Here is a 24,942-nt window from a genome sequence, read left to right on the forward strand (position 1 = left end):
ATTATCTAACAGTATGAAGCAACACTATTCATAATTAATGATAATTGAATTTAATATTTCTATTATAGAAATAATCTTAAAAAGGATAACCTTTACATAAAAGAATTTAAATAAAAATTATTATCTGAAAAGTTCAATTAATGAGAAAGCTACGGATTAGGGAATGTATACATTATATATGTATAAAAACTCAATATTAAAAAATATGAAGGATTTAGGCAATATGAAAGTCATATGAAGTGAAAAATTGCAAATAAAGTTATGAACAAATTGTAAACTTTTAATATTATTTAATAAATTTGATTTTTTTAGAATGAAAATAATAGGAATGAAGACAAAGATAGACATGATGATTATAATGTGAGACATAGCGAAAACAAATAAAATAGTATATAGTTTTTATTATGGGGGTGTTGACCTTGAAAAATTTCAAAATTCTTTTAGTTGAAGATGAAAAGCAAATGTCAATGTTTATTGAAATGGAACTTACACATGAAGGATATAAAGTTGATGTAGCTTATGATGGAATAGAAGCCTTGGAAAAAGCGAAAAATATGGAATATCAGTTAATACTTCTTGATATAATGATGCCAGGCTTAAATGGCATTGAAGTCTGTAGAAGAATTAGACAATTTTCTTGTGTACCTATAATAATGCTAACAGCAAAAAGTGATATACCAGACAAAGTTTTAGGACTTGATGTAGGGGCTAACGACTATTTAACTAAACCCTTTGCAATAGAGGAATTATTAGCAAGAATACGAGTATATGAGAGAGATAAAGTATTAAAAAATAATACTGATGAAATTAAAGTAAAAGATGTTGTTATGGATAATAAAACACATCAGGTTTGGAGAGCAGGTAAAGAAATTGAACTTACCAAAAAAGAATACGATCTTCTTAAAAAGCTATTAATGAATAAAAATATTGTACTTACAAGGGAGCAGTTAATTGAAGATGTATGGGGTTATGATTATGGAGGAGATACTAATGTGGTAGATGTATTTATAAGATATTTACGAAGTAAAATTGATGATGACTTTGAAGACAAGATTATAACTACCATAAGAGGTGTAGGCTATGTTATCAAAGACAATTAATCATGTTTTAAAGGTTATTAAAAGCACAAAGATTTCCATAAAGCTCACAATAGTGTATGCTTTTATGTTTTCATTAGTATTACTTTTGTCAAATGTTTCAATATTATATGGTGTAAAGTATTACTTGTATAATCAGGCAAATAAACAGATAGAAGATATACAGACTATATTATTAAATAAGATTACATCACAAAATCAGCAGTTAGAACTATCAGATAAGGAAATTTTTTTAGATGTTCCCTCTAAACAAAATGTAGCTATAAGGATAATACAGGAACATGGCAAAATAATAAATTCAACAGAAAAATTTGATTATAATATTAAAGAACCTAGCTATAATACAAAAAAGTCAGCAGATAAAGAAAAACACTTGGAAGATAAAGAAAGGCATTTAGTCTATAAAAATGTTAAATTTGAAGGTAAAAAGTATGGTACTGTATATATTCAAATAGTAAAAGATATGCACAATGAATATGAATTTATGAAGATATTATTTTGGGTTATGGCTGTAGCTGACTTTATAGGCATTATTGCCTCCATTATATTAGGATATATGGTAAGTAAGAGAATGTTAAAGCCTATTGATTATATAACTAGAACTGCTGAAAATATAAGTATCAAAAATTTAAAGGAAAGGATAGAGGTAAAAGGTTCTGATGATGAACTTAAAAGACTTGCCAGTACTTTTAATAAGATGATAGATAGACTCCAAGGAGCTTTTAATAGGCAGGCACAATTTGTATCAGATGCTTCACATGAGCTTAGAACTCCTATTGCTGTTATCCAAGGATATGCTAATCTATTGGATAGATGGGGAAAAGATGATAAAGATGCCTTGGAAAAATCAATTTATGCAATTAAATTAGAAGCCGCTAATATGGCTAATTTAATTGAAAAGCTATTGTTCCTTGCAAAAGGTGATAGTGGTACTCAGTCAATAGAAAAAAAAGAATTTTGGCTCAATGAATTAATTGATGAAGTAGTGAAAGAAAGTAGAATAATAGAACAAAATCACATAATATCTAGTAATAAAAATGATACTGTAAAGGTTTTTGCAGATTATAGGATGATAAAGCAAATGCTAAGAATATTTATTCATAACAGCATGAAGTTTACTCCCCATGGTGGAAACATAGATATAAGTTCAGAAATTCGGGATAAGGTTGTAAAAATAACTGTTAGTGATACAGGTATTGGTATACCTAAAGATGAAATCGAAAATATATTTAATAGATTCTATATGGTGGATAAATCCAGATCTAAAGAAAAAGGCGGCACAGGACTTGGACTATCTATTGCCAAATGGATTGTTGATATGCATCATGGAACTATAGATGTAGAAAGTGAAGAAGGTAATGGTACAAAGGTAACTGTTACATTAAACTTAGATTAGTTATGTTAATTTATTATAAGTTGTAACTTTTTAATAAGTCAATGGATATTATGTAGTAGGTATTAGATATAATGTAAAAAAATTATCATATTTACAACTAAAAGATTATAGTATACAATTAATAATGTAATATATTTTAAAATCAAATAATTTCGTTAGGTGAGGTTACTGCATAAGATATACGCTACTGCCCAGAAATGTCGAGAGACGCCAATGGGTCAGCAGGTATTGCCGAAATAAGGTTTTACTTAATGTAGCTGACGACATTCATGTCATATGAAAATGTCTGCTCAAAGCTTTGTAGTGCTAAAACTCAACGAGTGAAGTAATGATAGTATTTTTTTGTCGCGTATAATCCTCTTCATTCGTTGGAATGAGGAGATTTTTATTTTTATAGAAGAAAAAAGGAGGTGGTTGCCATGGAAGATGCCACAGGAGATAGTCATAAGCGGAAAAATAAAATAAAGGTTGTTATTCTTGCAGGCAACCCCTGTTTGAATAACAATGCCCAAGGGAGGTAATTGTTATGGAACTAAAAAAACTGATTAGCAATTTTGAAACTGATAACATGGAATTAATTATGAAGTCATTAAATACAAATATAAATGGATTAAATGAAGATGAAGCAGAAAAAAGATTAGATATATATGGATTAAATCAATTAGAAAGCGAAAAAAAGAAGTCAGTTTTTGCAAGAATACTAGATAATATAAAAAATCCATTGGTAATACTTTTAGCAATACTTGCATTTGTATCCTATATAACAGGAGATATTAGAGCTACTATAGTAATGTGTATAATGCTATCTTTAGGAATAGTATTAAAGTTTGTGCAAGAATTAAGGGCGGATAATTCTGCAGAACAGCTTAAAGCTATGGTAAGCACCACAGCAACTGTAATTCGCAGTGGTACACAAAAGGAAATACCATTAGAAATGTTAGTTCCAGGGGATATTATACACCTATCTTCAGGAGATATGATTCCCGCGGATGTTCAAATACTTTCCTCTAAGGATTTATTTATTAATCAATCTGCCCTTACAGGAGAATCTTTGCCAGTAGAAAAATTAGTGACAAGTAAAAAATATAAAAATCCACTAGAAAATCCAAATCTATGTTTTATGGGATCTAATGTGGAAAGTGGAACTGCTATTGCAGTAGTTTTAACTACAGGATGCAACACATATTTTGGACAACTAAGTAGTAAACTTACCGGTGAAAGAGCTATGACAAGCTTTGACAAAGGAGTTAATGAGTTTACATGGCTTATGATTAAGTTTATATTTATTTTAGCTCCGATTGTGTTTTTAATTAATGGATTTGTAAAAGGGGATTGGTGGCAGGCATTGTTTTTCGCTATAGCTATAGCCGTTGGGCTTACACCAGAAATGCTTCCAATGATTGTAACAGTTAACCTTTCTAAGGGAGCTATGTCAATGGCAAAGAAAAATGTAATTGTAAAAAAATTAAATGCAATACAAAATTTTGGAGCTATGGATGTTCTTTGTACAGATAAAACAGGGACAATTACTTGTGGAAAGGTAATATTAGAAAAACATCTTAATATATATGGTGAAGACAGTGAAAGAGTTTTAAAGTATGGATATATAAACAGCTTCTATCAAACAGGTTTAAAAAATCTTATGGATGTTGCCATACTTGAAAATAAAGATGATGGACAAGATTTTGATATAGAAAACAAATATGAAAAAATAGATGAAATTCCATTTGATTTTATAAGAAAAAGGATGTCAGTAGTAGTAAGAAATAAAAGGATGGAAGATGTTTTAATCTGCAAAGGTGCAGTAGAGGAAGTTTTAAGCTTATGCAATAAATATGAAACCAAAGAAGGAACAGAACCTTTTATAGGAAAGATGTCAAAAAAGATTGAGGGTATAGTTAATAGCCTAAATGAAGAAGGATTTAGAGTTATTGCAGTAGCTTACAAAGTGGAAAAGGATTATAAAAAGGAATATACTATATCAGATGAGAATGAACTAACTTTGTTAGGATTTATGGCTTTTTTAGATCCACCAAAGGAAAGCTCTGCTGAAGCCATTGAAAAGTTTCATAAATACAATGTAGATGTAAAAATATTAACAGGTGATAATGATATTGTAACTAAGAAAATTTGTAAAGAAATAAAGCTGCCAATAGATTCTATATTACTGGGGAATGAAATAGAGGATATGAGCGATGAAGAATTAGCTGAAGCAGCAGAGAAAACTACAGTTTTTGCAAAACTATCCCCAATGCATAAAGAAAGAATTATAAAAGCATTACAAAGTAGGAATCATGTAGTAGGTTTCATGGGAGATGGAATCAATGATGCTCCTGCACTAAAATCAGCAGATGTGGGTATTTCAGTAGATACTGCAGTGGATATTGCTAAAGAATCCTCAGATATTATTCTACTTGAGAATAGCTTATTATTATTGGAAGAAGGAGTACTAGAAGGAAGAAGAGTATTTGGCAATATAGTTAAGTATATTAAGATGACAGCTAGTTCAAACTTTGGAAATATGTTTAGTGTTATTGGGGCAAGTATTTTTGTACCATTCTTACCAATGATGCCAATACAAGTATTAACAAACAATTTATTATATGATGTTTCTCAAACAGCAATTCCAACAGATTCTGTGGACGAAGAATGGATTGCAAAACCAAGAAAATGGGAAATAAGCGATTTAAAAAGATATATTATGATTATTGGACCAATAAGTTCAATATTTGATTACACAACTTTCTTTATAATGCTGTTTGTATTTAATTGCTGGAATAATCCTGCATTATTCCAAACAGGATGGTTTTTGGAGTCATTGTTTACTCAAACCCTTATTATTCATGTAATTAGAACTAATAAGATTCCATTTATTCAGAGTACTGCAAGTAAGCCACTAACTATAACCTCATTAATTATAGCGTGCACCGGAATATTCTTAGTGAATTCTCCTCTTGCAGATTCCTTTGGATTCACAAAGTTACCAGCATTGTATTATCCATTGTTAATACTAACTTTATTATGTTATGTAATACTAACTCAAATTGTAAAGAATTGGTATGTTAGAAAATATGATGTGCAATAAATTTGATACCATGAAGGTAGAGTTATTTGCTCTACCTTTTATATTATAAAGATTTTAGGGGGAGATTTTTATGAATATCAATACAAAGGAACTTGTAAAGTCTGGTTTATTCTTGGCCTTGGGATTGATTTTACCTTATATTTTTCACTTTACAGGAATGCCAGGGGACATACTTTTGCCAATGCATATTCCAGTTTTACTCTGCGGGTTTATATTAGGAGAAAGATATGGGCTGTTAATTGGATTTATTACTCCTTTATTAAATTCAGTTATTACAGGTATGCCGCCTATATACCCAGTGGCAATTTCTATGGCTTTTGAGTTAGCAGCTTATGGATGGTTATCAGGATATTTATTTAGAAAAAAAGCATATAATTTATATCTATCTTTAATAATAGCCATGATTTTTGGCAGATTTATATCTGGATTGGCTAACTATTTATTATTAGGTTTTGCAGGAAAGACTTTTGCATTAAAATTATTTATGATTAATGCTTTTGTTAAACCAATATGGGGAATTATAATTCAAATAATAATAATACCTATTATGGTTAAATCAATAGTTAAGAATGATAAGGTGGTTAGTCTAAATGGATAATAGGGATTTTTTTAATAATTTAGCTTTTAAATGGGATGACATATGTAAGCATGATGAAAAAAAGTTAGAAGAAATATTAGCTCTATCATCAGTAAAAGAAAATTCAAATATTCTTGATGTGGGTACAGGAACCGGTGTACTAATTAAATATCTATTAAATACAAATCCTAGAAAAATTGTTGCAGTAGATATTTCAGAAAATATGATATCTGTTGCAAGAGAAAAATATAAAGATACTAGAATTAGATTTATAGTGAAAGATATAATGGAATATAATGAAGAAAAATTTGACTATGTATTTTTATACTCTGTTTATCCACACTTCAAAGACAAAGATGCTATTTTTAAACATTTGTCTGGGCTAATGAATACAGCAGGCAGAATAATAATTGCCCATTCTGAAAGTAAGGAAAAGATAAATGAAGTTCACGGCAAAAGTGAAAATGTGAAGGAAGATAAATTACCTTCGGGAGAAGTTACGGCTAATATAATGAGAAAATATTTTAAAGTGGAAAGAATAATAGATAATGAAAAAATGTACTATTTATCAGGTATAAAAATATAAAAAATGTCAGGTATTTATCCTGGCATTTTTTTATGCTCTTTATAATAACTTTTTAAATTAGAGAAATATCAAAAATAGTTGTTAAAAATATGAAATTCTATTTAATATTGGCAGGAATAAAAATACAAATGTAGAATATATAAGTTAATAAGGATTGTATACAGTATACTAAAATACTTAGTTTATATTTTTACTGGAGGTGAGGTTATGGAGATAAAAAAGGTAGGAAAGGCAGGAACTTTGGAATCCTGTGATATTGTAATAATAATTGAGCCAAATTCAAATAAAGGGATAGAAGTAAATTTAAATAGTTCTGTAGACAAACAATTTGGAAGTCAAATAAAAAAGGTTATAGAGGATACACTATTAGCATTGGCTGTTAAGGATGCCACAGTACACGCAAATGATAGGGGGGCATTGGATTTTACAATAAAAGCAAGAGTACAGGCTGCAGCTTATAGGGGAGCAGATGTAAAAGATTACTGTTGGGAGGTGATAGACAGATGAAGAAATTAAGACGAACCATGATGTATGTGCCAGGAAACAATCCAAGCATGATAAAAGATGCACATATATATGGTGCAGATTCAATAATGTTTGATTTAGAGGATTCCGTTTCGTTAAAGGAAAAGGATACAGCTCGTTTTTTAGTATATAATGCTCTTAAATCAGTTGATTATGAAGGAATAGAAAAAGTTGTAAGGGTAAATGGATTGGATACCTCCTTTGGATTAGATGACTTTAAGGCTATTGTAAGGGCAAAAGCAGATGTTATAAGGCTTCCAAAGACAGAAAAAGCAGAAGATATAGTAGAAGCAGATAAGCTTATTACTTCCATAGAAAAAGAGGTAGGAATAGAAGTGGGAACTATAAAATTAATGGCTGCCATAGAAAGTGCTATAGGCATTGTAAACGCATACAGTATAGCTAAAGCCAGCCCAAGACTAGTAGCCATAGCTATAGGTGCAGAGGATTTTGTAACAGATATGAAAACAACTCGATCACCAGAAGGAGTAGAACTTTTAACCGCTAGAAGTCAGGTATTATTAGCAGCCAGAGCTGCAGGAATATATGCATTGGATACAGTATTTTCTGATATAAATGACCAGGAAGGGTTTATAAGAGAGGTTAAGTTAATTAAACAATTGGGTTTTGATGGAAAGTCTGTAATAAATCCTAAGCAGATAGCACCAGTTCATAAAATTTATACTCCTACACAAAAGGAAATTGAAAAATCTATAAAAGTATTGGAGGCTATTAAGGAAGCTGAAGGCAGAGGAGCTGGGGTAGCTTCCTTAAATGGGAAAATGATTGATGGACCTATAGTAGAGAGGGCTAGACGGATAATTGAATTGGCTATAGCCTCAGGACTTTATAAAGGAGAGGAGGGTGAAGAAATTGGTTAAAAATGCAATAGGAAGATATATACCGGAGGAAATAGAGAACATAGGGAAATTAAATCCTTATGCAGGATCCTTTAATTGCAAACCAACGGTTACTAAAATTAGTCCTAAAGTAACCCCTGTTTTCCCAGGAGAAAATAAATTATTAAAGGATATAAAAGAGGCTATTTATAAAACTGGATTAAAGGATGGAATGACTATATCCTTTCATCATCATTTTAGAAATGGTGATTATATAGTAAACATGATATTGGAGGTTATAAGTGAGTTAGGTATAAGGGATTTAACAATAGCACCTAGTTCTTTAACAGACATCCATAGACCTATAATTCAGCACATTAAAGATGGGGTTGTTAAGAGAATAGAAACTAGTGGAGTAAGGGGAGATCTAGCTGAAGAAATATCTAAAGGTATATTAAATACTCCCATTATAATAAGATCCCATGGAGGAAGAGCTAGGGCTATAGAATCGGGAGAACTTCATATTGATGTAGCTTTTTTAGGGGTGCCTTCTTGTGATGATTATGGAAATGCTAATGGATTTTCAGGTAAAACTATATGTGGTTCATTAGGATATGCAAAGGTGGATGCTGCTTATGCAGATAAGGTTGTTCTCATAACGGATAACTTAGTAAAATACCCTAACTTGCCAGCAAGTATTCCTCAAACTCAGGTTGATTATGTGGTAGAGGTATCTTCCATTGGAGATGAAAAGGGAATAATGTCAGGAGCCACTAGATTTACAAAAAATCCAAGAGAACTTTTAATTGCAGAATATACTGCCAAAGTTATAGAAAAATCAGGGTATTTTAAGGATGGTTTTTCTATTCAAAGTGGTTCAGGGGGAGCTTCTCTTGCAGTGGCAAGATTCTTAAGGGATAAGATGATTGAAAAAAATATTAAGGCGGATTTTGCATTAGGTGGAATTACAGGACAGTTTGTAGATATGCATGAGGAAGGTCTTATAAGAAATCTTTTTGATACCCAGAGTTTTGATTTAAGGGCAGCAGAATCTATAGGAAAAAATAAAGCACATTTTGAAATAGATGCTTCCTTTTATGCTAATCCTCACAATAAAGGCTGTGCTGTAAATAAGTTAGACATAGTTATATTAAGCGCCCTTGAAATAGATACAGATTTTAACGTTAATGTAATTACAGGCTCTGATGGAATTATTAGAGGAGCATCTGGTGGTCATTGTGATACAGCAGCAGGAGCCAAGCTGGCTATTATAGTAACACCATTAATTAGAGGAAGAATACCTACTGTTGTAGATAAAGTAAATACAGTTATTACTCCGGGAGAAACAGTGGATATTTTGATTACTGATAGAGGAATAGCCATAAATCCTTTAAGAAAAGACTTAATAGAAAGATTTAAAAATGAGGATCTTCCTTTGTTTACCATAGAACAGTTAAAGGAAAAGGCTGAAAGTATTACTGGAAAACCTGATCCTATAGAATATACAGATAAAATAGTTGGTTTAGTAGAATATAGGGATGGCACAATAATAGATGTAATTAGACAAATTAAGTAGAACTCCTGTTAGAGGAGCTTCGCAAAAGGTGTTTTTAAAATCTTTTAAATAAAAAATAAATAAATAGGGGGAAAATATGTATGAAAAAAATTAAAACTATTGCAGGGGTATGTTTAACTTTGGTAATGACTTCGTCAATGATATTTTCGGGCTGCGGCTCACAAAGCGCAAATTCTGATTCTAAAGAAAAAAAGGTAGACTATCCTAAAAAGGCCATGGAATTCATAGCGCCAGCAGGAGCAGGCGGGGGATGGGATTTAACCATAAGAACTACTGCAAAAGTATTAGGAGACACAAAACTTGTATCAGTACCTATGCCGATAACAAATAAAACAGGTGGAGGGGGCGCTATAGCACTGTCATACTTACAACAGAAAAAAGGCAGTGATAGCATAGTAACCGTCTATTCACCACCATTAATACTAATAAATTTAAATGGTTCAACTGAATATGGCTATAAGAATACAACTCCAATAGCAAGATTAATAACTGATTATGGCGCTTTTGTTGTAGCTAAAGATTCTAAGTACAAAACTATTAATGATGTAATGGAATCTTTAAAAAAGGACCCCAAAAGCGTTAAAATAGGTGGAAACTCTTCAGCTGGAAGTATGGATCATATACAATTTTTACTTATGGCAAAGGCTGCAGGAGTTAAAAATATAAAGGAAATACCTTATATAAGTTTTCAAGATAACTCAGGTTCTGCTCAGGTACTAGGGGGTCACGTGGATGTATTTTCAACTGGTCTTGGAGAAGTAAGGACTTTAATAGAAAGCAGTCAATTAAGAGCCTTAGCATCTACAGCTGCTAAAAGAGTAGGAACAGGTGTAATAAAGGATGTGCCAACTTGTAAGGAAATGGGTATAGATGCTGTATTTGAAAATTGGAGAGGAATGTTTGGGGCTCCAGATATGCCTGATTACGCTTTAAAATATTGGGAAGAAACCTTTAAAAAGATGTCAGAGACAGAGGATTGGAAAAAGGTTTGTGAAACAAATGGATGGGATATGGTTTACCAAAATAGTGAGGACTTCAAAAAATTCTTGGATGGATGTAATGAACAATATAAAGAGATTTTACAGGAAATAGGGATGTTAAAATAAGGGGGATAAAATCTCCCTTTCAAATATGAGAAAAGAGGTGAAGTAAATGATTAATAATCTATCAGCTTTATCAGGAATTGTATCAATAATATTAGGTATAGTATATATTATTCAAACACTTGCACTTCCAAGAGCCAGTATTGGCAGTCCTATGTCCCCATTATATTTTCCTCTGGGATTAGGAGTTTCCATGGTAGTACTTGGTATAATACTAGTTGTACAGGAAGCATTAAAGGGTGGGCTTAATGGCAAGGCTAGACAAAAATCTGATTTTAGATTAAATTATACCGGAAAACTAATCATATTCACCTGTATTATTAGTATTATATACGCAATATTATACGAAAGAGCGGGTTTTATAATTTCTACAATATTCTTTTTAGAGGCTATACTAACAGCCATCAATGGCAAGGATCAGTGGAAGATTAATACCATTGTTGCGGTATGCTTTAGTGTAGGTATATATATTTTATTCTCAAAAATATTAGGTATCATACTACCTATAACGCCAATTATAAACATTTAAAATGGAGGTGAAAATGTATGGAAACAATATTTACTAATCTTATGCATGGTTTCACTGTGGCTATGACTCCTATGAATATATTTTGGGTTACATTTGGTGGAGTATTAGGAACTATAATAGGAATGTTACCAGGGTTAGGACCTGCTACAGGGGTGGCGGTACTGTTGCCTTTAACCTTTACCATGGGACCTACAGCAGCGTTGATAACTATGTGTGGTGTATATTATGGAGCTATGTATGGAGGCTCAAGAAGTTCTATTCTCATAAATACTCCTGGGGATGGAGCAGCCATAGCTTCTGCTTTTGATGGATATCCTATGACCTTAAATGGAAGGGCAGAGGCGGCTCTTGCTATTTCAGCTATAGCTTCTTTTATTGGAGGAACTATTTCTACTATAGCAATGACCTTTGTAGCCCAACCAGTAGCTTACTTTGCTTTAAAATTTGGCCCTGCAGAATACTTTGTATTAATGGTTTTTGCATTATCCGCTACGGCTTCTTTATCTGAAGAAAATCTAGTAAAAGGTTTTATATCAATGATATTGGGGCTAATGATATCTACAGTAGGAATAGATCCTCAATCAGGCATACAAAGATTTACCTTTGGCATATTAGAGCTTCAAGGGGGTATCGATTTTCTAGTAGTTATTATAGCAATGTATGCTTTAGGGGAAGTGTTTAAAAGTTTTGCTGCATTAAAAGAAGGAAAGAAAAAAATGCAGACAAAGTTCGGAAGAATATGGATAACAAAAGAGGATTGGAAGAGAAGTTGGAGGGCAATACTTAGAAGTACACCTTTGGGATTCTTCATAGGAGCATTACCAGGTGCTGGCGGTACCATGGCAGCATTAATGGCTTATAATAGTGAAAAGCAAATATCAAAACACTCTGATGAATTTGGAAAAGGTGCTATAGAAGGATTGGCTGCTCCAGAAGCAGCTAATAATGCGGCTTCTGTAGGAGCACTCATACCAATGATGACTTTGGGAGTCCCAGGTTCAGGAACTACAGCAGTTATGATGGGAGCTTTACTTATGCTAGGATTACAGCCAGGGCCATTACTCTTTGAACAACATCCAGACGTAGCCTGGGGGCTCATAGCAAGTATGTATATTGGCAATATAATATTAGCTATAGTAAATATACCTATGGCGGGAATATTGGTTAGATTATTAGCTATACCTCCAAAGATTTTATATCCTATAATTTTAGGCTTAGCCTTTGTAGGAACCTATGCTATAGGAAATAGTGTAGTAGATTTTTATCTATTAGTTATTTTTGGATTGATAGGATATTTTATGTGGAAGGCTGAAATACCAACATCACCATTGATTTTAGCAGTAATTGTTGGAAACAGTATGGAACAATCATTTAGACAGGCTGTAAAAATATCTGATGGAAGTTTATCTGTATTCTTTGGTTCTGCAATATGTGTGATATTAATTATATTAACAATAGTATCTATACTTTATCCTTTTATAAGAAAGGCTATGGTAAGAAGAAGAGATTTAGGTATAGCCAAGTAATTAATTTGAAGTCATAGGTAATCATAAATAATGATTTACTTATGACTTTATTATATATAAATGGATAGATTTACACTAACAATATAATATAATATAATAAAAGATAATTATTTTTAGTGGCTTATTTAGCTCTTACTAGGGAGTGAAGATTTTTGAAATGGAAGATAAATATAAAGGGTTTAATAAAAAGAATAATAGATGATGAAATATTTGCTTTGGCATCTCAATTATCCTATAGCTTGTTATTAGCTTTTTTTCCATTCCTTATATTTTTAATGACTTTAATAGGATTTAGTTCAATAAATAGTGAACTTGTATTATCAGAACTAAGTAACATATTACCTACAAGTGCTTATGAATTAGTTCGTAACACAGTAGTAGAAATATTGGAAACAAGAAATACAAATTTATTATCCTTTGGTATTATATTAACTTTGTGGACTGCATCCAGCGGATTTAGAAGTGTAATAAAGGGAATAAACAAAGCTTATGATGAGAAGGAAAAAAGATCCCTTTTTAAAGTAATAGGAATTTCTATAATTAGTACTTTAGGTCTAGGATTTTTAATAATAATAACCATACTTTTATTGGTTTTTGGACAAATAATTGGCTCTTTATTAGCTAAAAAGATGGGCTTCAGTTATTTGTTCAATATTATATGGTATTTATTAAGATATGTAATAATTATTTTTTCTATGATAACAATATTTGCTTTAATATATCATTATATTCCAAGTAGAAGATTAAAATGGAGGGAAGTGATACCAGGGGCAATATTTAGCACACTGGGTTGGATAGTTGTTTCTTTTGGATTTGCTTTTTATGTTAATAATTTTGGCGATTATTCAAAGGTATACGGAAGTATTGGTGCAGTAATAATTCTTTTAACATGGCTGTATTTAACCTCAGTAATAATTATAATTGGTGGGGAAATAAATGCATCAATAGCTATAGATAATGGTGTAAAATATAAAGATAAGAGTTACCGTTAAGCAGAGCTCTTATCTTTTAAAGTTAGTCTTTTATTCATATGGTCTATATTTATTATAGTAGTATTTAATAAAAACTCTATATTGTTTTCTTTGAAAATATTGACTTATCACAGTGTGTTATGCTAAAATGTCTTTAAAATTAAATAAGATGCTTCTTATCCAGAGAGGTGGAGGGACTGGCCCGATGAAACCCGGCAACCGGAAAGTTATATACTTTCAAGGTGCCAATTCCAGCAGGTGTAAGACCTGATAGATAAGAGGAGAAGTTGTACTTCTTGTATCTATCTACAAGGAGTTTTTTTATTTTTAAAATAAGATTATATTTTATTTAGGAGGAAATATTAATGAAAAATAATGAATTAAAAGGAAGGGCTAGTGCCTTATTGCCATTACTAGTTTTTATAGTTTTATATGTGGTAATTGCACTTATTTCAAAGGATTTCTATGCAATGCCTGTTAGTGTTCCTTTTCTTATTGCAGGAATTATTGCTTTATTAATGAATAGAAAAGAAACTATATCAAATAAGTTAGATATATTTTGTAAAGGAGCAGGGGAACCTAATATTATACTCATGTGTGTAATATTTATATTGGCAGGAGCCTTTGCTCAAGTAGCTAAGGATATGGGAGCTGTTGAATCCACAGTTAATTTAGGATTGTCAATTTTACCAAGTAATATATTAATATCTGGAGTTTTTATTATTGGATGTTTTATATCTATTTCCATTGGAACTTCCATGGGAACCATAGTAGCATTAGCTCCTATGGCTGTAGGCATTGCAGATAAAACAGGCATATCGGTGGCTTTGGTTATAGGTGCAGTAGTAGGAGGGGCTATGTTTGGAGACAACCTTTCCATGATATCTGATACTACCATCGCGGCTACTAGGACACAAGGATGCGATTTAAAAGATAAGTTTAAAACAAATTTCTTCATAGTATTACCAGCAGCAATTGCAACAGCTATCATATTTGCTATTATTACCTCGGGAAATAATACAATTTTAAGAGGTGAATATAACTATAGCTTAGTAAAAGTCCTCCCTTATGTGTCTGTACTTATAGCAGCACTTGCAGGGGTAAATGTTTTGTCAGTGTTAGTGGGGGGTACAGTGCTTTCAGGAATCATTGGAATGATTTATGGGGCTTTCGATTTTGTAGGATTTTTGCAGTCCATAGCTAAAGGAATTAATGGTATGTCTGAATTAGTTATTATATCATTAATAATTGGTGGTACCGTTGAATTAATAAAATTTAATGGAGGAATAGATTTTTTATTAAGCTTTATTACCAGCAGGGTAAAAACAAGAAGGGGAGCAGAATATGGCATAGCCTTACTAGTATCTTTAGTTGATATATGCACAGCTAATAATACCATTGCTATTGTTATGACAGGCCCATTAGCTAAGAATATATCTGAAAAATATGGTATAGAACCACAAAAATCAGCCAGCTTATTGGATACTTTTTCATGCTTCTGTCAAGGAATAATTCCCTATGGAGCACAGCTATTAGCTGCTTCTAGTTTAGCAAAGATATCTCCATTTTTAATCATGAAGTATTTATATTATCCTTATTTGATGGGAGTATGTGCCATAATTGCTATAGCTTTAGGTTTGCCTAAAATAAAAGCAGTTGGAAGAAAAGAGTTTTCAAAAGGAGCGTAATAAAAAAATTTAGCAAGGCTGAATTTTCATCACAACTATTACCTCCTAGTTCTTACCCTTTACTTATTTACAGAAAATAATTAATTTTAATCTAATTTTAATGTTTTTAATTTAATATTGAAATTAATTATAAACAACTATTATAATGTATTTAATATAAAAAACATTGCGATTTCATATCAAAGGAGAAAGATTATGAATACTTTAAAGGTTTTTGCTATGTCTGCAGTGCCACTTATTGAACAAAGAGGGGCCATACCTTTAGGAATACTGTTTTATCACATGAACCCTTCATTTGTCTTTATGGTTAGTTTTCTAGGGAGTTTATTGCCAGTTCCCTTTATATTATTGATGTTTAATTCTATCTTTAAATGGATGAAAAAATATAAATTCTTTGATCCAATTAATAATATAATTGAAAACAAGATAAGGAAAAATTCTGGGAAAATGGAGAAGTATAAAGAAATTGGGTTAATTACTTTTGTAGCTATACCACTGCCAACTACAGGACTATGGACTGGCAGTGCCATTGCAGCTTTTTTAGGGCTTGATTTTAAAAAATCTCTATTATGTACATCCATAGGAGGTATATTATCTGCATTTATAATAACCATATTGTGTGTAGTGTTTCCAGCATTATTCTAGAATGGATATAATAAAATATAGTCAAATTGGTAAGATATTCGACATGGATGAGTTACTTCTCTTCCATGTATTACCATAACCATAATATATGGTAACCGTTTAGCCATATTTAATGGAATTAATGTCATATTAGCAAGATAAGTTGTATAGATCCCTTCTCATGAAATGACAGCTTTTTTTTAAAATAGGTGATAATATAATATTAAAGTTAATTGTATGGGGGGATTGAAATTATGTTAGTTGTAGAAAACTTAGTTATGAATACTAAGGAAGGAGATAAAGAGTGTAATTATTATTATAGACTACTAAAGGATGAGGTCACCCTAAATTATGGAGGAGAATCGATAGAAGTACAAGCCTATGGCATAGAAATTGAAAGACAGGATAGAATAGACGGAAATGTAATTAATATTGAAAGGGATTATGTAAAATGCATAAGTCCTCAAAGGTATAAAGTACATAAATTACTTAAACTTTTATATAACAATACAGTATCACCTGTTCATCTAGTAGATATACTTGGAGATTATATAGATGAATATATTATAGATTTTGATAAGGAATTAATGGATATAGCAACAAATTAAAAAAGTGCAGAGCACTTTTTTTAGTTGACAGAGGACAATTGACAATTGACAATTGACAGTTAAGGAGGCTTTTTTTCTGCTGACACTACAGAAAAGCTTTAAATAATTTTTTAAATAATAAAGTATAAAAAATAGATAATAAATATGGACAATTTTTCTCCATTAACATTACGAAAGAATTTTTATTGAATAATTTCCTTAAAGAAAACTGCTGGGTATGATAAAACACTCCTTGTTGTTTTATCAAAGCCTAAGTGTTCTTTTAATGATGTTACAGGCTTTTACCCTAAAGTTTATGCAAAAAATTATCCTTAACTGTCCACTGTCAATTGTCAACTTTAAAAAATTGGTAACAATTTTTTAAAATATTAAGTTTATGCTAAAATAGAGGTAATTAACCTCTATTTTTTTACCCATGTTTTTAGGAGGAATGGTTTTGATCAAAGGAATAGGAACAGATATTATTGAAATAGAAAGAATAAATAAGGCTGTGAAAAGAAATTCAAATTTTTTAAATAAAATATTTACAGATAAAGAGCTAGAGTATTTTAAACGCAGGAATTTTAAAGGAGAGACCATAGCTGGTGGATTTGCAGGGAAAGAAGCGGTAGCAAAAGCCTTTGGAACAGGCTTTAGAAATTTTAATATAAAAGATATAGAAATACTAAGGGATGATTTTGGAAAACCTATAGTTTATATAAATGGCAAGGCCGAAGAATTGTTAAAGGCATATGGAAACTATAAAATTCATATAAGCATATCCCATAGTAAAGAAAATGCTATTGCATATGCGTTAATGGAGGTGGATTAGTATGAAAATTGGTACTGCAGACATAGCAAAAAAAATAGATAACTATTGCATTGACTCATTAAAAATACCTGGGATTGTTTTAATGGAAAATGCATGTATTAAGGTTTTAAAACATATAGATTTAAATAAGTTTAATTCTTTCGTAGTAGTTTGCGGCAAAGGGAATAATGGAGGAGATGGTTTTGCTGTTGCTAGACATCTAGTCACCTTAGGGAAAAAGGTGGAGGTATTTCTAGTGGGTACAGCGGAAGGCATGAGCAATGACTGCAGTGTAAATTATGCTATATTGAAGAACATGAATATAAAGATAAATAGCATAAACAATTTAGAAGATATAAATGAGCTAAGGGAAGCTCTGGAAAGAAATCATGCTACCATAGATGCTATGTTTGGTATAGGGCTAAAAGGAAAGGTAGAAGGTATTTATGCTTCAGTAATATCAGTTATAAATGAAAATAGCAGCCACATTTTATCAATAGATGTACCATCAGGACTAGATAGTGATAATGGCAAAATATTAGGTAATTGTATTAGAGCCAATAAAACTGTTTCCTTTACATTATACAAAAAAGGATTTTTAAATTATAGTGCAGATAAATTAATAGGGGATATAGTAATTGAGGACATTGGTATACCAGAGTTTGTTATAAGCAAATTTCACGAAAATGAATTTATTATGGATAAATATATGATTAACAAAAATATAATTCAAAGGGATAAATATTCTTATAAAGGTGATTATGGAAGGGCATTAGTTATAGCAGGTTCTAAAGGATATACGGGAGCGGCATATATAACTACGGAGGCAGCAGTTAGAAGTGGAGCTGGTCTGGTAACATTATGCACTTATGAGGATGTTTATAAGATTTTAAGCTGTAAACTTATAGAGGCCATGACTATTTCTTTTCAGGACACAGAAAAGTTTAAAGAATTATTTGCTAAAAGTAATTCTATAGCTATAGGACCAGGTTTAGGGAATAATGAAAAAACTTTTAACCTTGTTAAAGATGCAATATTAAAAGCTAACTGCCCAGTAATAATAGATGCAGATGGAATCAATGTGCTAAGTGGCAGAGTAGATCTACTTAAGGAAAAGAATAATAAAATAATATTAACTCCTCATCTAGGGGAAATGTCAAGATTAATAAATATGCCTATAGATTATATAAAGGAAAATAGAATAGAGGTTGCAAAAAATTTTGCAAAAAAATATGATGTGATTTTAATTCTAAAGGGGTATAACACCGTAATAACTGATGGAGATAAAGTCGTTATTAATCCAACAGGGAATAGTGCTATGGCTTCTGGGGGAATGGGAGATTGTTTAACAGGAATAATAACTTCTTTTATAGCCCAGGGTTATGATCCCATGGTGGCAGCCTATGTAGGAACTTTTATACATGGATACTGTGGAGAAAAGTTGTCTAATAATATGTTTTGTGTTAATGCTAGTCATGTTTTGGATAAGTTACCAATGACCATAAAAGAGATTCAAAATTTATAGATTTTATAATATATCACATCAGAATATTCAATTGAATACAGGAATAGTATTAGTAATATAAATAATTCAATTCTTATAGGAGGAATTGCATGAAAAAAAAATTATTAATATTTCCTGTTATTTTTTTTGTTTTTTCTTTAATATTATTTTCTTGTGCTTATAAAGCTGACAAGAGCAAAAAAAGTATAGAATTTGTAAAAAACCTTAAGAGCTATAGCTGCGATTGTGTTATAACCTTAGAAAACGATAGACAGATGCTGGAGTACAATTGTAAGCAATATTACCATAGGAAAATTGGAGGAAGAATAGACATAGATGAAAATAGGATTTTAATCTATAAAAGTGATAAAATATATGTAACTGACTTAAAATCAGGAATTAAATATACTTTAGATAAAGATTTTGACACTATATATAAGATTAGCATGGTAGGAGAATATGTTGGTTTGATGTATACTAATGAAGAAGTAAAAACTTCTCTTAAAAATATAGATGGTATGGAGTATACTATTATAGAATTATTAATACCAGGTATGAACAGAAATCTATACAAAGGTAAGATGTATATTAATAATAGAGATAGTCTGCCAGAAAAACTAGAAATACTTGATGCCAATAATAAAGAAAAAGTAAGGATTACTTATAAACAGTTTAATCCTAATATTGAATTAGATGATAAACTCTTTAATGTAGAATAAGAAGGGTGGAATATAATTTGTTTAGACATTTAAGACCAGTTTGGGCAGAAATAGATTTGGATAATTTAGCTCATAATATGCAAGAAATAAAAAGACTATCAAAAAGTAAGGAAATAATAGCAACAGTTAAGGCAGACGCTTATGGGCATGGAGCTTTAGATATAGCACCAACTCTATTGGCTAATGGAGCCACTAGGTTAGCAGTAGCAGTAGTAAATGAAGCTGTTGAACTTAGAAGGGGAGGAATAGACTGCCCAATTATGGTTCTAGGTTTTACCCCAGATAGTTTAATAGATAGCATTTTAAAATATGATATAGAACAAACAGTATATACCTATGATTTAGCAGAAAAAATATCTAAAATGGCCATAGAAAAAAATAAAATAGCTAAAATTCATATAGCTCTAGATACAGGTATGGGAAGAATAGGATTTACTCCAGAGGAAAAAAGCTTAAACCAGGTATATAAAATAAGTAAATTGCCAAACATAATAATCGAGGGCTTATTTTCCCATTTTTCAACTGCAGATGCATATGATAAATCCTATACCAATATGCAATTTGAAAAATTCAATTGGTTTTATGATAAACTAAAAGAAAAGGGTGTAAAAATTAATATTAGACATATTGCCAATAGTGCTGCAATTATTGATTTGCCAGAAACCCATTTAGAAGGGGTTAGGCCAGGAATTATACTTTATGGATATTATCCTTCAGAAGAAGTGTCAAAAGATAAGATAAAATTAAAACCAGTTATGACATTAAAAACAAACATTGTGCATTTAAAAGAAATGGACCAAGGGCAGTATATAAGTTATGGCAGAGCATTTCAAACTAGAAGACCAAGTATAATTGCAACTTTGCCAGTGGGCTATGCAGATGGGTATACAAGATTATTATTTAACAAGGCTAAGGTAATAATCAATGGTAGTTTTGCACCAGTTGTAGGGAGAATATGCATGGATCAATGTATGGTAGATGTGACTGATATCGGAGAAGTAAAAGTTGGAGATGAAGTCATATTAATGGGAGAATATAAGAATTTAAAAATGACTGCAGATGAAATTGCAGAATTATTAGGAACTATAAATTATGAAATAACTTGCATGATAAGTAAAAGAGTACCAAGAGTTTATATAAAAGATGGGGAAGTAATTAAAATAAGAAACTATGTATAATAATACCAAATGCGAAAATGATTAAAATACTAAAATTCCTTTGACATTGTCGTAAAAATAGGATTATAATAATTCTGTACATATCTTTTGCATAAGTTAATAGGAGGTATAAATTTCAATGTCAGGATCAAAGAGATTAGTAGTAAACCTCTCAGAGACACTCAATAATGAATTTAATAAAGCACTAAAAGAAGATTCTAAAAAAAGAAGTGAATTTATTCGTGAAGTTATAATACTATATATTGAGGAGAAAAAAAAATTAAAAGAAATGGAACAAATGAAAATGGGATATTCAGAAATGGCCAAAATTAATTTAGAGTTTGCAGAGATGGGCTTTGCAAGTGACATTAGAGATTTAAAAGAATATGAAGCGAAGCTTCCGGAGAGTGATTGGTCCGATGACAACAATAGTGAAAAGAGGAGATATATTCTATGCTGATCTAAGCCCTGTAGTTGGTTCAGAACAGGGAGGAATAAGACCTGTAATCATTATACAAAATGATATAGGCAATAAATATAGTCCCACTGTTATTGTAGCAGCGATTACTTCACAGATAAATAAAGCAAAATTGCCAACTCATGTTGAGATTTCTTCAGAGGAATATGGATTAAATAAAGATTCTGTAGTTTTGCTTGAACAGATACGAACTTTAGATAAAAGAAGACTTAAAGAAAAAATAGGACACATGACTAACAGCGATATGAAAAAAGTAGACGAAGCACTTTTAATAAGTATAGGGTTAAAACAGTAAGGGCATTATGCCCTTACTTTTATGTATATGGTAGTGGCAAATAAAATATTAGTTTCAAAAATTTTGCAGGAGGTTAGAAAAATGAAAAAAACTATAGAAGAACTTAAAAGCATAGCTAAGCAGATAAGAAAAGATATTATAACTATGCTTACAGAATCACATTCTGGGCATCCAGGTGGTTCACTATCTGCAGTTGAAATATTGGTTACTCTATATTTCTATGAAATGAATGTTAGCAAAGAAAAGTGCAAAGACTTAAATAGGGATAGATTTGTACTCTCTAAAGGGCATGCAGCACCAGCGCTATATAGTGTCCTTGCAAGAAAAGGATTTTTTAATGTAGATGAGTTGAAAAGCCTTAGAAAAATAGGATCTATATTACAGGGTCATCCTAATATGAATGAAGTACCTGGAGTAGACATGTCAACAGGTTCGTTAGGTCAAGGCATTTCTGCAGCTGTAGGCATGGCTTTAGCTGGGAAGATTGATAAAAAAGATTATAGAGTATATGCATTACTTGGAGATGGTGAATTAGAAGAAGGGCAGGTATGGGAAGCTGCAATGTCTGCTGCTCACTATGGACTAGATAATTTAACTGCTTTTGTGGATAATAATGGACTACAAATAGATGGACCAGTTAAGGAAGTAATGAATCCAGAACCAATAACTGATAAATTTAAAGCCTTTGGCTGGAATGTTTTATTCATTGATGGTCATAATTTTGAAGAAATTATAAATGCTATAGAAGAAGCTAAAAAAATTCAAGATAAACCAACAGCTATAGTTTGTAAAACGGTAAAAGGAAAAGGAGTATCCTTTATGGAAAATCAAGCCAGCTGGCATGGTACTGCCCCTAATATTGAACAATGTGAACAGGCATTAAGAGAGATAGGAGGGGAAGAATAATGTCAAATAAAATAGCTACAAGAGAAGCTTATGGTAAAGCTTTAGCAGAATTAGGAATGAATAATTCCAAAGTAGTAGTTTTAGATGCGGATTTATCCAAATCTACAAAAACTGCAGATTTTAAAAAGGTATGCCCTGAAAGATTTATAAATATGGGAATAGCAGAAGGAAACATGATGTCAGTGGCAGCAGGTATGTCCACTTGTGATAAAATACCTTTTGTTAGTACATTTGCTATATTTGCAACAGGAAGAGCTTATGAGCAAGTAAGAAATTCTATTTGCTATCCTAAATTGAATGTGAAAATATGTGCTACTCATGCAGGTATAACAGTAGGTGAAGATGGAGCTTCTCATCAATCAGTAGAGGATATATCACTAATGAGAGGTATTCCAAACATGATAGTTATATGTCCTTCAGATGCTATAGAAACAGAAAAAGCTGTAAAGGCTGTTGCTGAATATAATGGGCCTTGTTATATAAGGCTTGGAAGATCTGGTGTGCCTGTAATAAATGATTTTGCAGAATATGATTTCAAGATAGGAAAAGCTGTAAAGTATAGAGAAGGAAAAGATGCTACTATAATAGCTACAGGTATAATGGTAGATGCAGCACTTGAAGCTTATAATATACTTGCAGAAGAGGGAATAAAGGTTAGGGTATTAAATATACATACTATAAAACCTATAGATGAAGAAGCAATAGTAAAAGCCGCAAGGGAAACTGGAGTTATTATAACTGCTGAGGAACATAGCATTATAGGAGGACTTGGATCTGCTGTATGTGAGGTAACAAGTGAAAAACATCCAGTACCAGTAGTTAGAGTTGGAATAAATGATACTTTTGGCGAAAGTGGAAAACCAGAAGAATTATTAAAAGCATATGGATTAACTGCAGAAAATATTGTAAAGGCAGTAAAAAAAGGACTGGATTTAAAATAATATTAGTATATAATTGCTTTAGAAGTTATAGATAATTTCTAAAGCAATTTCTTATATTTGCAGACTATGAGAGTGAGGAATCATATGAAAGAGTATTTAAAGGATATACTATATTGTATAAAGTTTTCCATATATATATTTATAGTAACGTTTCTTATAGGGGGAGTTATTGGAATAATAGTTGGAGGATTTAATTTAATAGTTATTATGGATTGGGGAAGCAGAATTTCCCAATATGTATCCTTTTTAGGTTTATTTATATCGGCCTTATCTTTTATGAGTGAAAATTTAATGAGACCTCTAAATTACGAGGAACAATGGAAGACATATTTTTCAAAGCTTAATTTAACATTTGTTATTTTTTTTATTTCTTTATTTATTTTAATATTTTCTATATGCATTCAAGATAAAGTTTGGGTTTTAACAAAATAATTTTGTGTAGGAGCAGGGTATACTATGAAAAAATTTAGGGAATATTTTTTCATTACACTAGGAGTACTTATGGTGGCACTAGCTACAAAATTTTTATTAGCACCAAATAAAGTAGCCGCAGGTGGAGTGATAGGATTAGCAATAATAATAAATAATTTTTTCCCTTTTTTAGATATAGGACTTTTATCCTTAATAATGAATGGCTTTTTATTTATTATAGCTTTTATTTTTATAGGGAGTAAGTTTGGAGGTAAAACTATATATGCTAGTTTAAGCTTATCTGGTATTATATGGTTTTTAGATAGAACGGTAACATCAAATGTACCCATAACCAATGACCTTTTTTTAGCATCAATATTTGGTACCGTTGTATCTGGAATAGGTATGGGAATTGTATTTAATCAAAATGCATCCACTGGCGGTACGGATATAATTGCAAAGATATTGAGTAAGTTTATTAATGCACCTATAGGGAAGTCGCTTCTTGTAGTGGATTTCGTAATAACTATTTTCTCAGCCCTTTCTTTTGGAATTGAAATAGGATTGTATTCTTTATTAAGTGTACTAGTTAACGGATTTATAATAGATTTAATAATTGAAGGATTAAATGTTTGCAAACAAATTATGGTTATAAGTCCTAAGAATGATTCAATAAATAAGTTTATTATAAATGAACTAGGAAGAGGCTGTACAATATTTACAGGCATAGGCGGCTATACCGGTAATGATACATATGTACTATATACAGTTTTAAGTAGAAGAGAATTCATAAGACTAAAAGAATTTATTATAGAAGTAGACAAAAAAGCCTTTATCACTGTAGGAGATGTTCATGAGGTTTTAGGAGAGGGTTTCAAGGATATATCTGGAGAAGAATAATATTAAAACTGTCGATAATTAAAAAAGCATTCGACAGCTTTTTACTTTTATAGATTAAGTTGTATTAAAATATAACTAATAACTTAATTAGTAATAGTTTTAAGGATTTTA

25 protein-coding genes and 2 riboswitches are annotated in these 24,942 nt (G+C 31.1%); all 25 genes read left to right on the forward strand.

Annotation, left to right across the window (positions count from 1 at the left end):
• Window positions 1-419 precede the first annotated feature (419 nt).
• On the forward strand, window positions 420-1,100 hold the full coding sequence (locus CLLI_RS00705; protein WP_106062366.1) for a response regulator transcription factor: 681 nt from the start codon (window positions 420-422) through the stop codon (window positions 1,098-1,100).
• A complete protein-coding gene (locus tag CLLI_RS00710) occupies window positions 1,081-2,493 on the forward strand; it encodes a sensor histidine kinase (protein ID WP_106062367.1) in 1,413 nt (470 codons plus the stop codon). Before CLLI_RS00705 ends, CLLI_RS00710 begins: the two co-directional genes overlap by 20 nt.
• Before the next feature lie 144 nt (window positions 2,494-2,637).
• Window positions 2,638-2,825, forward strand: a riboswitch (M-box (ykoK) riboswitch).
• 194 nt (window positions 2,826-3,019) lie between these two features.
• Window positions 3,020-5,578: a magnesium-translocating P-type ATPase gene (gene mgtA, locus CLLI_RS00715; RefSeq protein ID WP_106062368.1), complete on the forward strand. Its 2,559-nt coding sequence runs from the start codon at window positions 3,020-3,022 to the stop codon at window positions 5,576-5,578.
• Between the two features lie 70 nt (window positions 5,579-5,648).
• Entirely contained in the window at window positions 5,649-6,176 is a 528-nt protein-coding gene (locus CLLI_RS00720) for an ECF transporter S component (RefSeq protein ID WP_106062369.1), read from the forward strand.
• On the forward strand, window positions 6,169-6,741 hold the full coding sequence (locus CLLI_RS00725; RefSeq protein WP_106062370.1) for a class I SAM-dependent methyltransferase: 573 nt from the start codon (window positions 6,169-6,171) through the stop codon (window positions 6,739-6,741). The genes CLLI_RS00720 and CLLI_RS00725 overlap by 8 nt, the downstream gene beginning before the upstream one ends.
• Window positions 6,742-6,948: 207 nt before the next feature.
• Window positions 6,949-7,248, forward strand: coding sequence for a citrate lyase acyl carrier protein (gene citD / locus CLLI_RS00730; protein ID WP_106062371.1), 300 nt, complete (start codon window positions 6,949-6,951; stop codon window positions 7,246-7,248).
• Window positions 7,245-8,147: a citrate (pro-3S)-lyase subunit beta gene (gene citE, locus CLLI_RS00735; RefSeq protein WP_106062372.1), complete on the forward strand. Its 903-nt coding sequence runs from the start codon at window positions 7,245-7,247 to the stop codon at window positions 8,145-8,147. Before citD ends, citE begins: the two co-directional genes overlap by 4 nt.
• Window positions 8,140-9,681, forward strand: a complete 1,542-nt coding sequence (gene citF / locus CLLI_RS00740) for a citrate lyase subunit alpha (protein WP_106062373.1) — start codon at window positions 8,140-8,142, stop codon at window positions 9,679-9,681. Before citE ends, citF begins: the two co-directional genes overlap by 8 nt.
• A gap of 80 nt (window positions 9,682-9,761) precedes the next feature.
• The gene (locus CLLI_RS00745) at window positions 9,762-10,787 is read left to right on the forward strand and encodes a Bug family tripartite tricarboxylate transporter substrate binding protein (protein WP_106062374.1); all 1,026 of its coding nucleotides are present in this window, start codon (window positions 9,762-9,764) and stop codon (window positions 10,785-10,787) included.
• A 46-nt stretch (window positions 10,788-10,833) separates the two neighbouring features.
• A complete protein-coding gene (locus tag CLLI_RS00750) occupies window positions 10,834-11,313 on the forward strand; it encodes a tripartite tricarboxylate transporter TctB family protein (protein ID WP_106062375.1) in 480 nt (159 codons plus the stop codon).
• A gap of 17 nt (window positions 11,314-11,330) precedes the next feature.
• Window positions 11,331-12,839: a tripartite tricarboxylate transporter permease gene (locus CLLI_RS00755; protein WP_106062376.1), complete on the forward strand. Its 1,509-nt coding sequence runs from the start codon at window positions 11,331-11,333 to the stop codon at window positions 12,837-12,839.
• Window positions 12,840-12,991: 152 nt separating this feature from the next.
• Window positions 12,992-13,831, forward strand: coding sequence for a YihY/virulence factor BrkB family protein (locus CLLI_RS00760; RefSeq protein ID WP_106062377.1), 840 nt, complete (start codon window positions 12,992-12,994; stop codon window positions 13,829-13,831).
• A 152-nt stretch (window positions 13,832-13,983) separates the two neighbouring features.
• A riboswitch (SAM riboswitch) is annotated at window positions 13,984-14,091 on the forward strand.
• 84 nt (window positions 14,092-14,175) lie between these two features.
• Window positions 14,176-15,498 (forward strand): Na+/H+ antiporter NhaC family protein, encoded by a 1,323-nt coding sequence (locus CLLI_RS00765; RefSeq protein ID WP_106062378.1) that lies wholly within the window; start codon window positions 14,176-14,178, stop codon window positions 15,496-15,498.
• A gap of 195 nt (window positions 15,499-15,693) precedes the next feature.
• A complete protein-coding gene (locus tag CLLI_RS00770) occupies window positions 15,694-16,143 on the forward strand; it encodes a COG2426 family protein (RefSeq protein WP_242975483.1) in 450 nt (149 codons plus the stop codon).
• Between the two features lie 233 nt (window positions 16,144-16,376).
• On the forward strand, window positions 16,377-16,730 hold the full coding sequence (locus CLLI_RS00775) for a DUF6514 family protein (protein ID WP_207655048.1): 354 nt from the start codon (window positions 16,377-16,379) through the stop codon (window positions 16,728-16,730).
• A gap of 436 nt (window positions 16,731-17,166) precedes the next feature.
• Complete coding sequence (gene acpS, locus CLLI_RS00780) at window positions 17,167-17,541, forward strand: holo-ACP synthase (RefSeq protein ID WP_106062379.1); 375 nt, start codon at window positions 17,167-17,169, stop codon at window positions 17,539-17,541.
• Between the two features lies 1 nt (window position 17,542).
• Window positions 17,543-19,045 carry an NAD(P)H-hydrate dehydratase gene (locus CLLI_RS00785; protein WP_106062380.1) on the forward strand — a complete coding sequence of 501 codons (1,503 nt, stop codon included), beginning with the start codon at window positions 17,543-17,545 and terminating at the stop codon, window positions 19,043-19,045.
• 89 nt (window positions 19,046-19,134) lie between these two features.
• On the forward strand, window positions 19,135-19,743 hold the full coding sequence (locus CLLI_RS00790) for a germination lipoprotein GerS-related protein (protein WP_106062381.1): 609 nt from the start codon (window positions 19,135-19,137) through the stop codon (window positions 19,741-19,743).
• Window positions 19,744-19,760: 17 nt separating this feature from the next.
• Window positions 19,761-20,921 (forward strand): alanine racemase, encoded by a 1,161-nt coding sequence (gene alr, locus CLLI_RS00795; protein WP_106062382.1) that lies wholly within the window; start codon window positions 19,761-19,763, stop codon window positions 20,919-20,921.
• A 118-nt stretch (window positions 20,922-21,039) separates the two neighbouring features.
• Entirely contained in the window at window positions 21,040-21,360 is a 321-nt protein-coding gene (locus tag CLLI_RS00800) for a CopG family transcriptional regulator (RefSeq protein ID WP_170063615.1), read from the forward strand.
• Window positions 21,320-21,673 (forward strand): type II toxin-antitoxin system PemK/MazF family toxin, encoded by a 354-nt coding sequence (locus CLLI_RS00805; RefSeq protein WP_106062384.1) that lies wholly within the window; start codon window positions 21,320-21,322, stop codon window positions 21,671-21,673. The genes CLLI_RS00800 and CLLI_RS00805 overlap by 41 nt, the downstream gene beginning before the upstream one ends.
• 27 nt (window positions 21,674-21,700) lie before the next feature.
• Window positions 21,701-22,579: a transketolase gene (locus tag CLLI_RS00810; protein WP_278335549.1), complete on the forward strand. Its 879-nt coding sequence runs from the start codon at window positions 21,701-21,703 to the stop codon at window positions 22,577-22,579.
• Complete coding sequence (locus CLLI_RS00815) at window positions 22,579-23,520, forward strand: transketolase family protein (RefSeq protein ID WP_106062386.1); 942 nt, start codon at window positions 22,579-22,581, stop codon at window positions 23,518-23,520. The genes CLLI_RS00810 and CLLI_RS00815 overlap by 1 nt, the downstream gene beginning before the upstream one ends.
• Before the next feature lie 84 nt (window positions 23,521-23,604).
• Window positions 23,605-23,952 (forward strand): hypothetical protein, encoded by a 348-nt coding sequence (locus CLLI_RS14755; protein ID WP_242975484.1) that lies wholly within the window; start codon window positions 23,605-23,607, stop codon window positions 23,950-23,952.
• A 24-nt stretch (window positions 23,953-23,976) separates the two neighbouring features.
• Window positions 23,977-24,831, forward strand: coding sequence for a YitT family protein (locus tag CLLI_RS00825; protein ID WP_106062387.1), 855 nt, complete (start codon window positions 23,977-23,979; stop codon window positions 24,829-24,831).
• Window positions 24,832-24,942: the final 111 nt, after the last annotated feature.

Source organism: Clostridium liquoris, from assembly GCF_002995785.1.
Classification (GTDB): Bacteria; Bacillota; Clostridia; order Clostridiales; family Clostridiaceae; genus Clostridium_AO; species Clostridium_AO liquoris.

What these genes read in the sequence shown, in the direction of transcription:
- mgtA (WP_106062368.1), top strand. Translation starts at nt 3,020, where the DNA reads ATGGAACTAAAAAAACTGATTAGCAATTTTGAAACTGATAACATGGAA.
- CLLI_RS00725 (WP_106062370.1), top strand. Translation starts at nt 6,169, where the DNA reads ATGGATAATAGGGATTTTTTTAATAATTTAGCTTTTAAATGGGATGAC.
- CLLI_RS14755 (WP_242975484.1), top strand. Translation starts at nt 23,605, where the DNA reads ATGAAAGAGTATTTAAAGGATATACTATATTGTATAAAGTTTTCCATA.
- CLLI_RS00785 (WP_106062380.1), top strand. Translation starts at nt 17,543, where the DNA reads ATGAAAATTGGTACTGCAGACATAGCAAAAAAAATAGATAACTATTGC.
- CLLI_RS00775 (WP_207655048.1), top strand. Translation starts at nt 16,377, where the DNA reads ATGTTAGTTGTAGAAAACTTAGTTATGAATACTAAGGAAGGAGATAAA.
- CLLI_RS00770 (WP_242975483.1), top strand. Translation starts at nt 15,694, where the DNA reads ATGAATACTTTAAAGGTTTTTGCTATGTCTGCAGTGCCACTTATTGAA.
- citD (WP_106062371.1), top strand. Translation starts at nt 6,949, where the DNA reads ATGGAGATAAAAAAGGTAGGAAAGGCAGGAACTTTGGAATCCTGTGAT.
- CLLI_RS00790 (WP_106062381.1), top strand. Translation starts at nt 19,135, where the DNA reads ATGAAAAAAAAATTATTAATATTTCCTGTTATTTTTTTTGTTTTTTCT.
- CLLI_RS00720 (WP_106062369.1), top strand. Translation starts at nt 5,649, where the DNA reads ATGAATATCAATACAAAGGAACTTGTAAAGTCTGGTTTATTCTTGGCC.
- CLLI_RS00750 (WP_106062375.1), top strand. Translation starts at nt 10,834, where the DNA reads ATGATTAATAATCTATCAGCTTTATCAGGAATTGTATCAATAATATTA.
- CLLI_RS00765 (WP_106062378.1), top strand. Translation starts at nt 14,176, where the DNA reads ATGAAAAATAATGAATTAAAAGGAAGGGCTAGTGCCTTATTGCCATTA.
- CLLI_RS00810 (WP_278335549.1), top strand. Translation starts at nt 21,701, where the DNA reads ATGGTAGTGGCAAATAAAATATTAGTTTCAAAAATTTTGCAGGAGGTT.
- CLLI_RS00805 (WP_106062384.1), top strand. Translation starts at nt 21,320, where the DNA reads ATGACAACAATAGTGAAAAGAGGAGATATATTCTATGCTGATCTAAGC.
- CLLI_RS00825 (WP_106062387.1), top strand. Translation starts at nt 23,977, where the DNA reads ATGAAAAAATTTAGGGAATATTTTTTCATTACACTAGGAGTACTTATG.
- CLLI_RS00755 (WP_106062376.1), top strand. Translation starts at nt 11,331, where the DNA reads ATGGAAACAATATTTACTAATCTTATGCATGGTTTCACTGTGGCTATG.
- CLLI_RS00745 (WP_106062374.1), top strand. Translation starts at nt 9,762, where the DNA reads ATGAAAAAAATTAAAACTATTGCAGGGGTATGTTTAACTTTGGTAATG.
- citE (WP_106062372.1), top strand. Translation starts at nt 7,245, where the DNA reads ATGAAGAAATTAAGACGAACCATGATGTATGTGCCAGGAAACAATCCA.
- CLLI_RS00710 (WP_106062367.1), top strand. Translation starts at nt 1,081, where the DNA reads ATGTTATCAAAGACAATTAATCATGTTTTAAAGGTTATTAAAAGCACA.
- CLLI_RS00800 (WP_170063615.1), top strand. Translation starts at nt 21,040, where the DNA reads ATGTCAGGATCAAAGAGATTAGTAGTAAACCTCTCAGAGACACTCAAT.
- CLLI_RS00815 (WP_106062386.1), top strand. Translation starts at nt 22,579, where the DNA reads ATGTCAAATAAAATAGCTACAAGAGAAGCTTATGGTAAAGCTTTAGCA.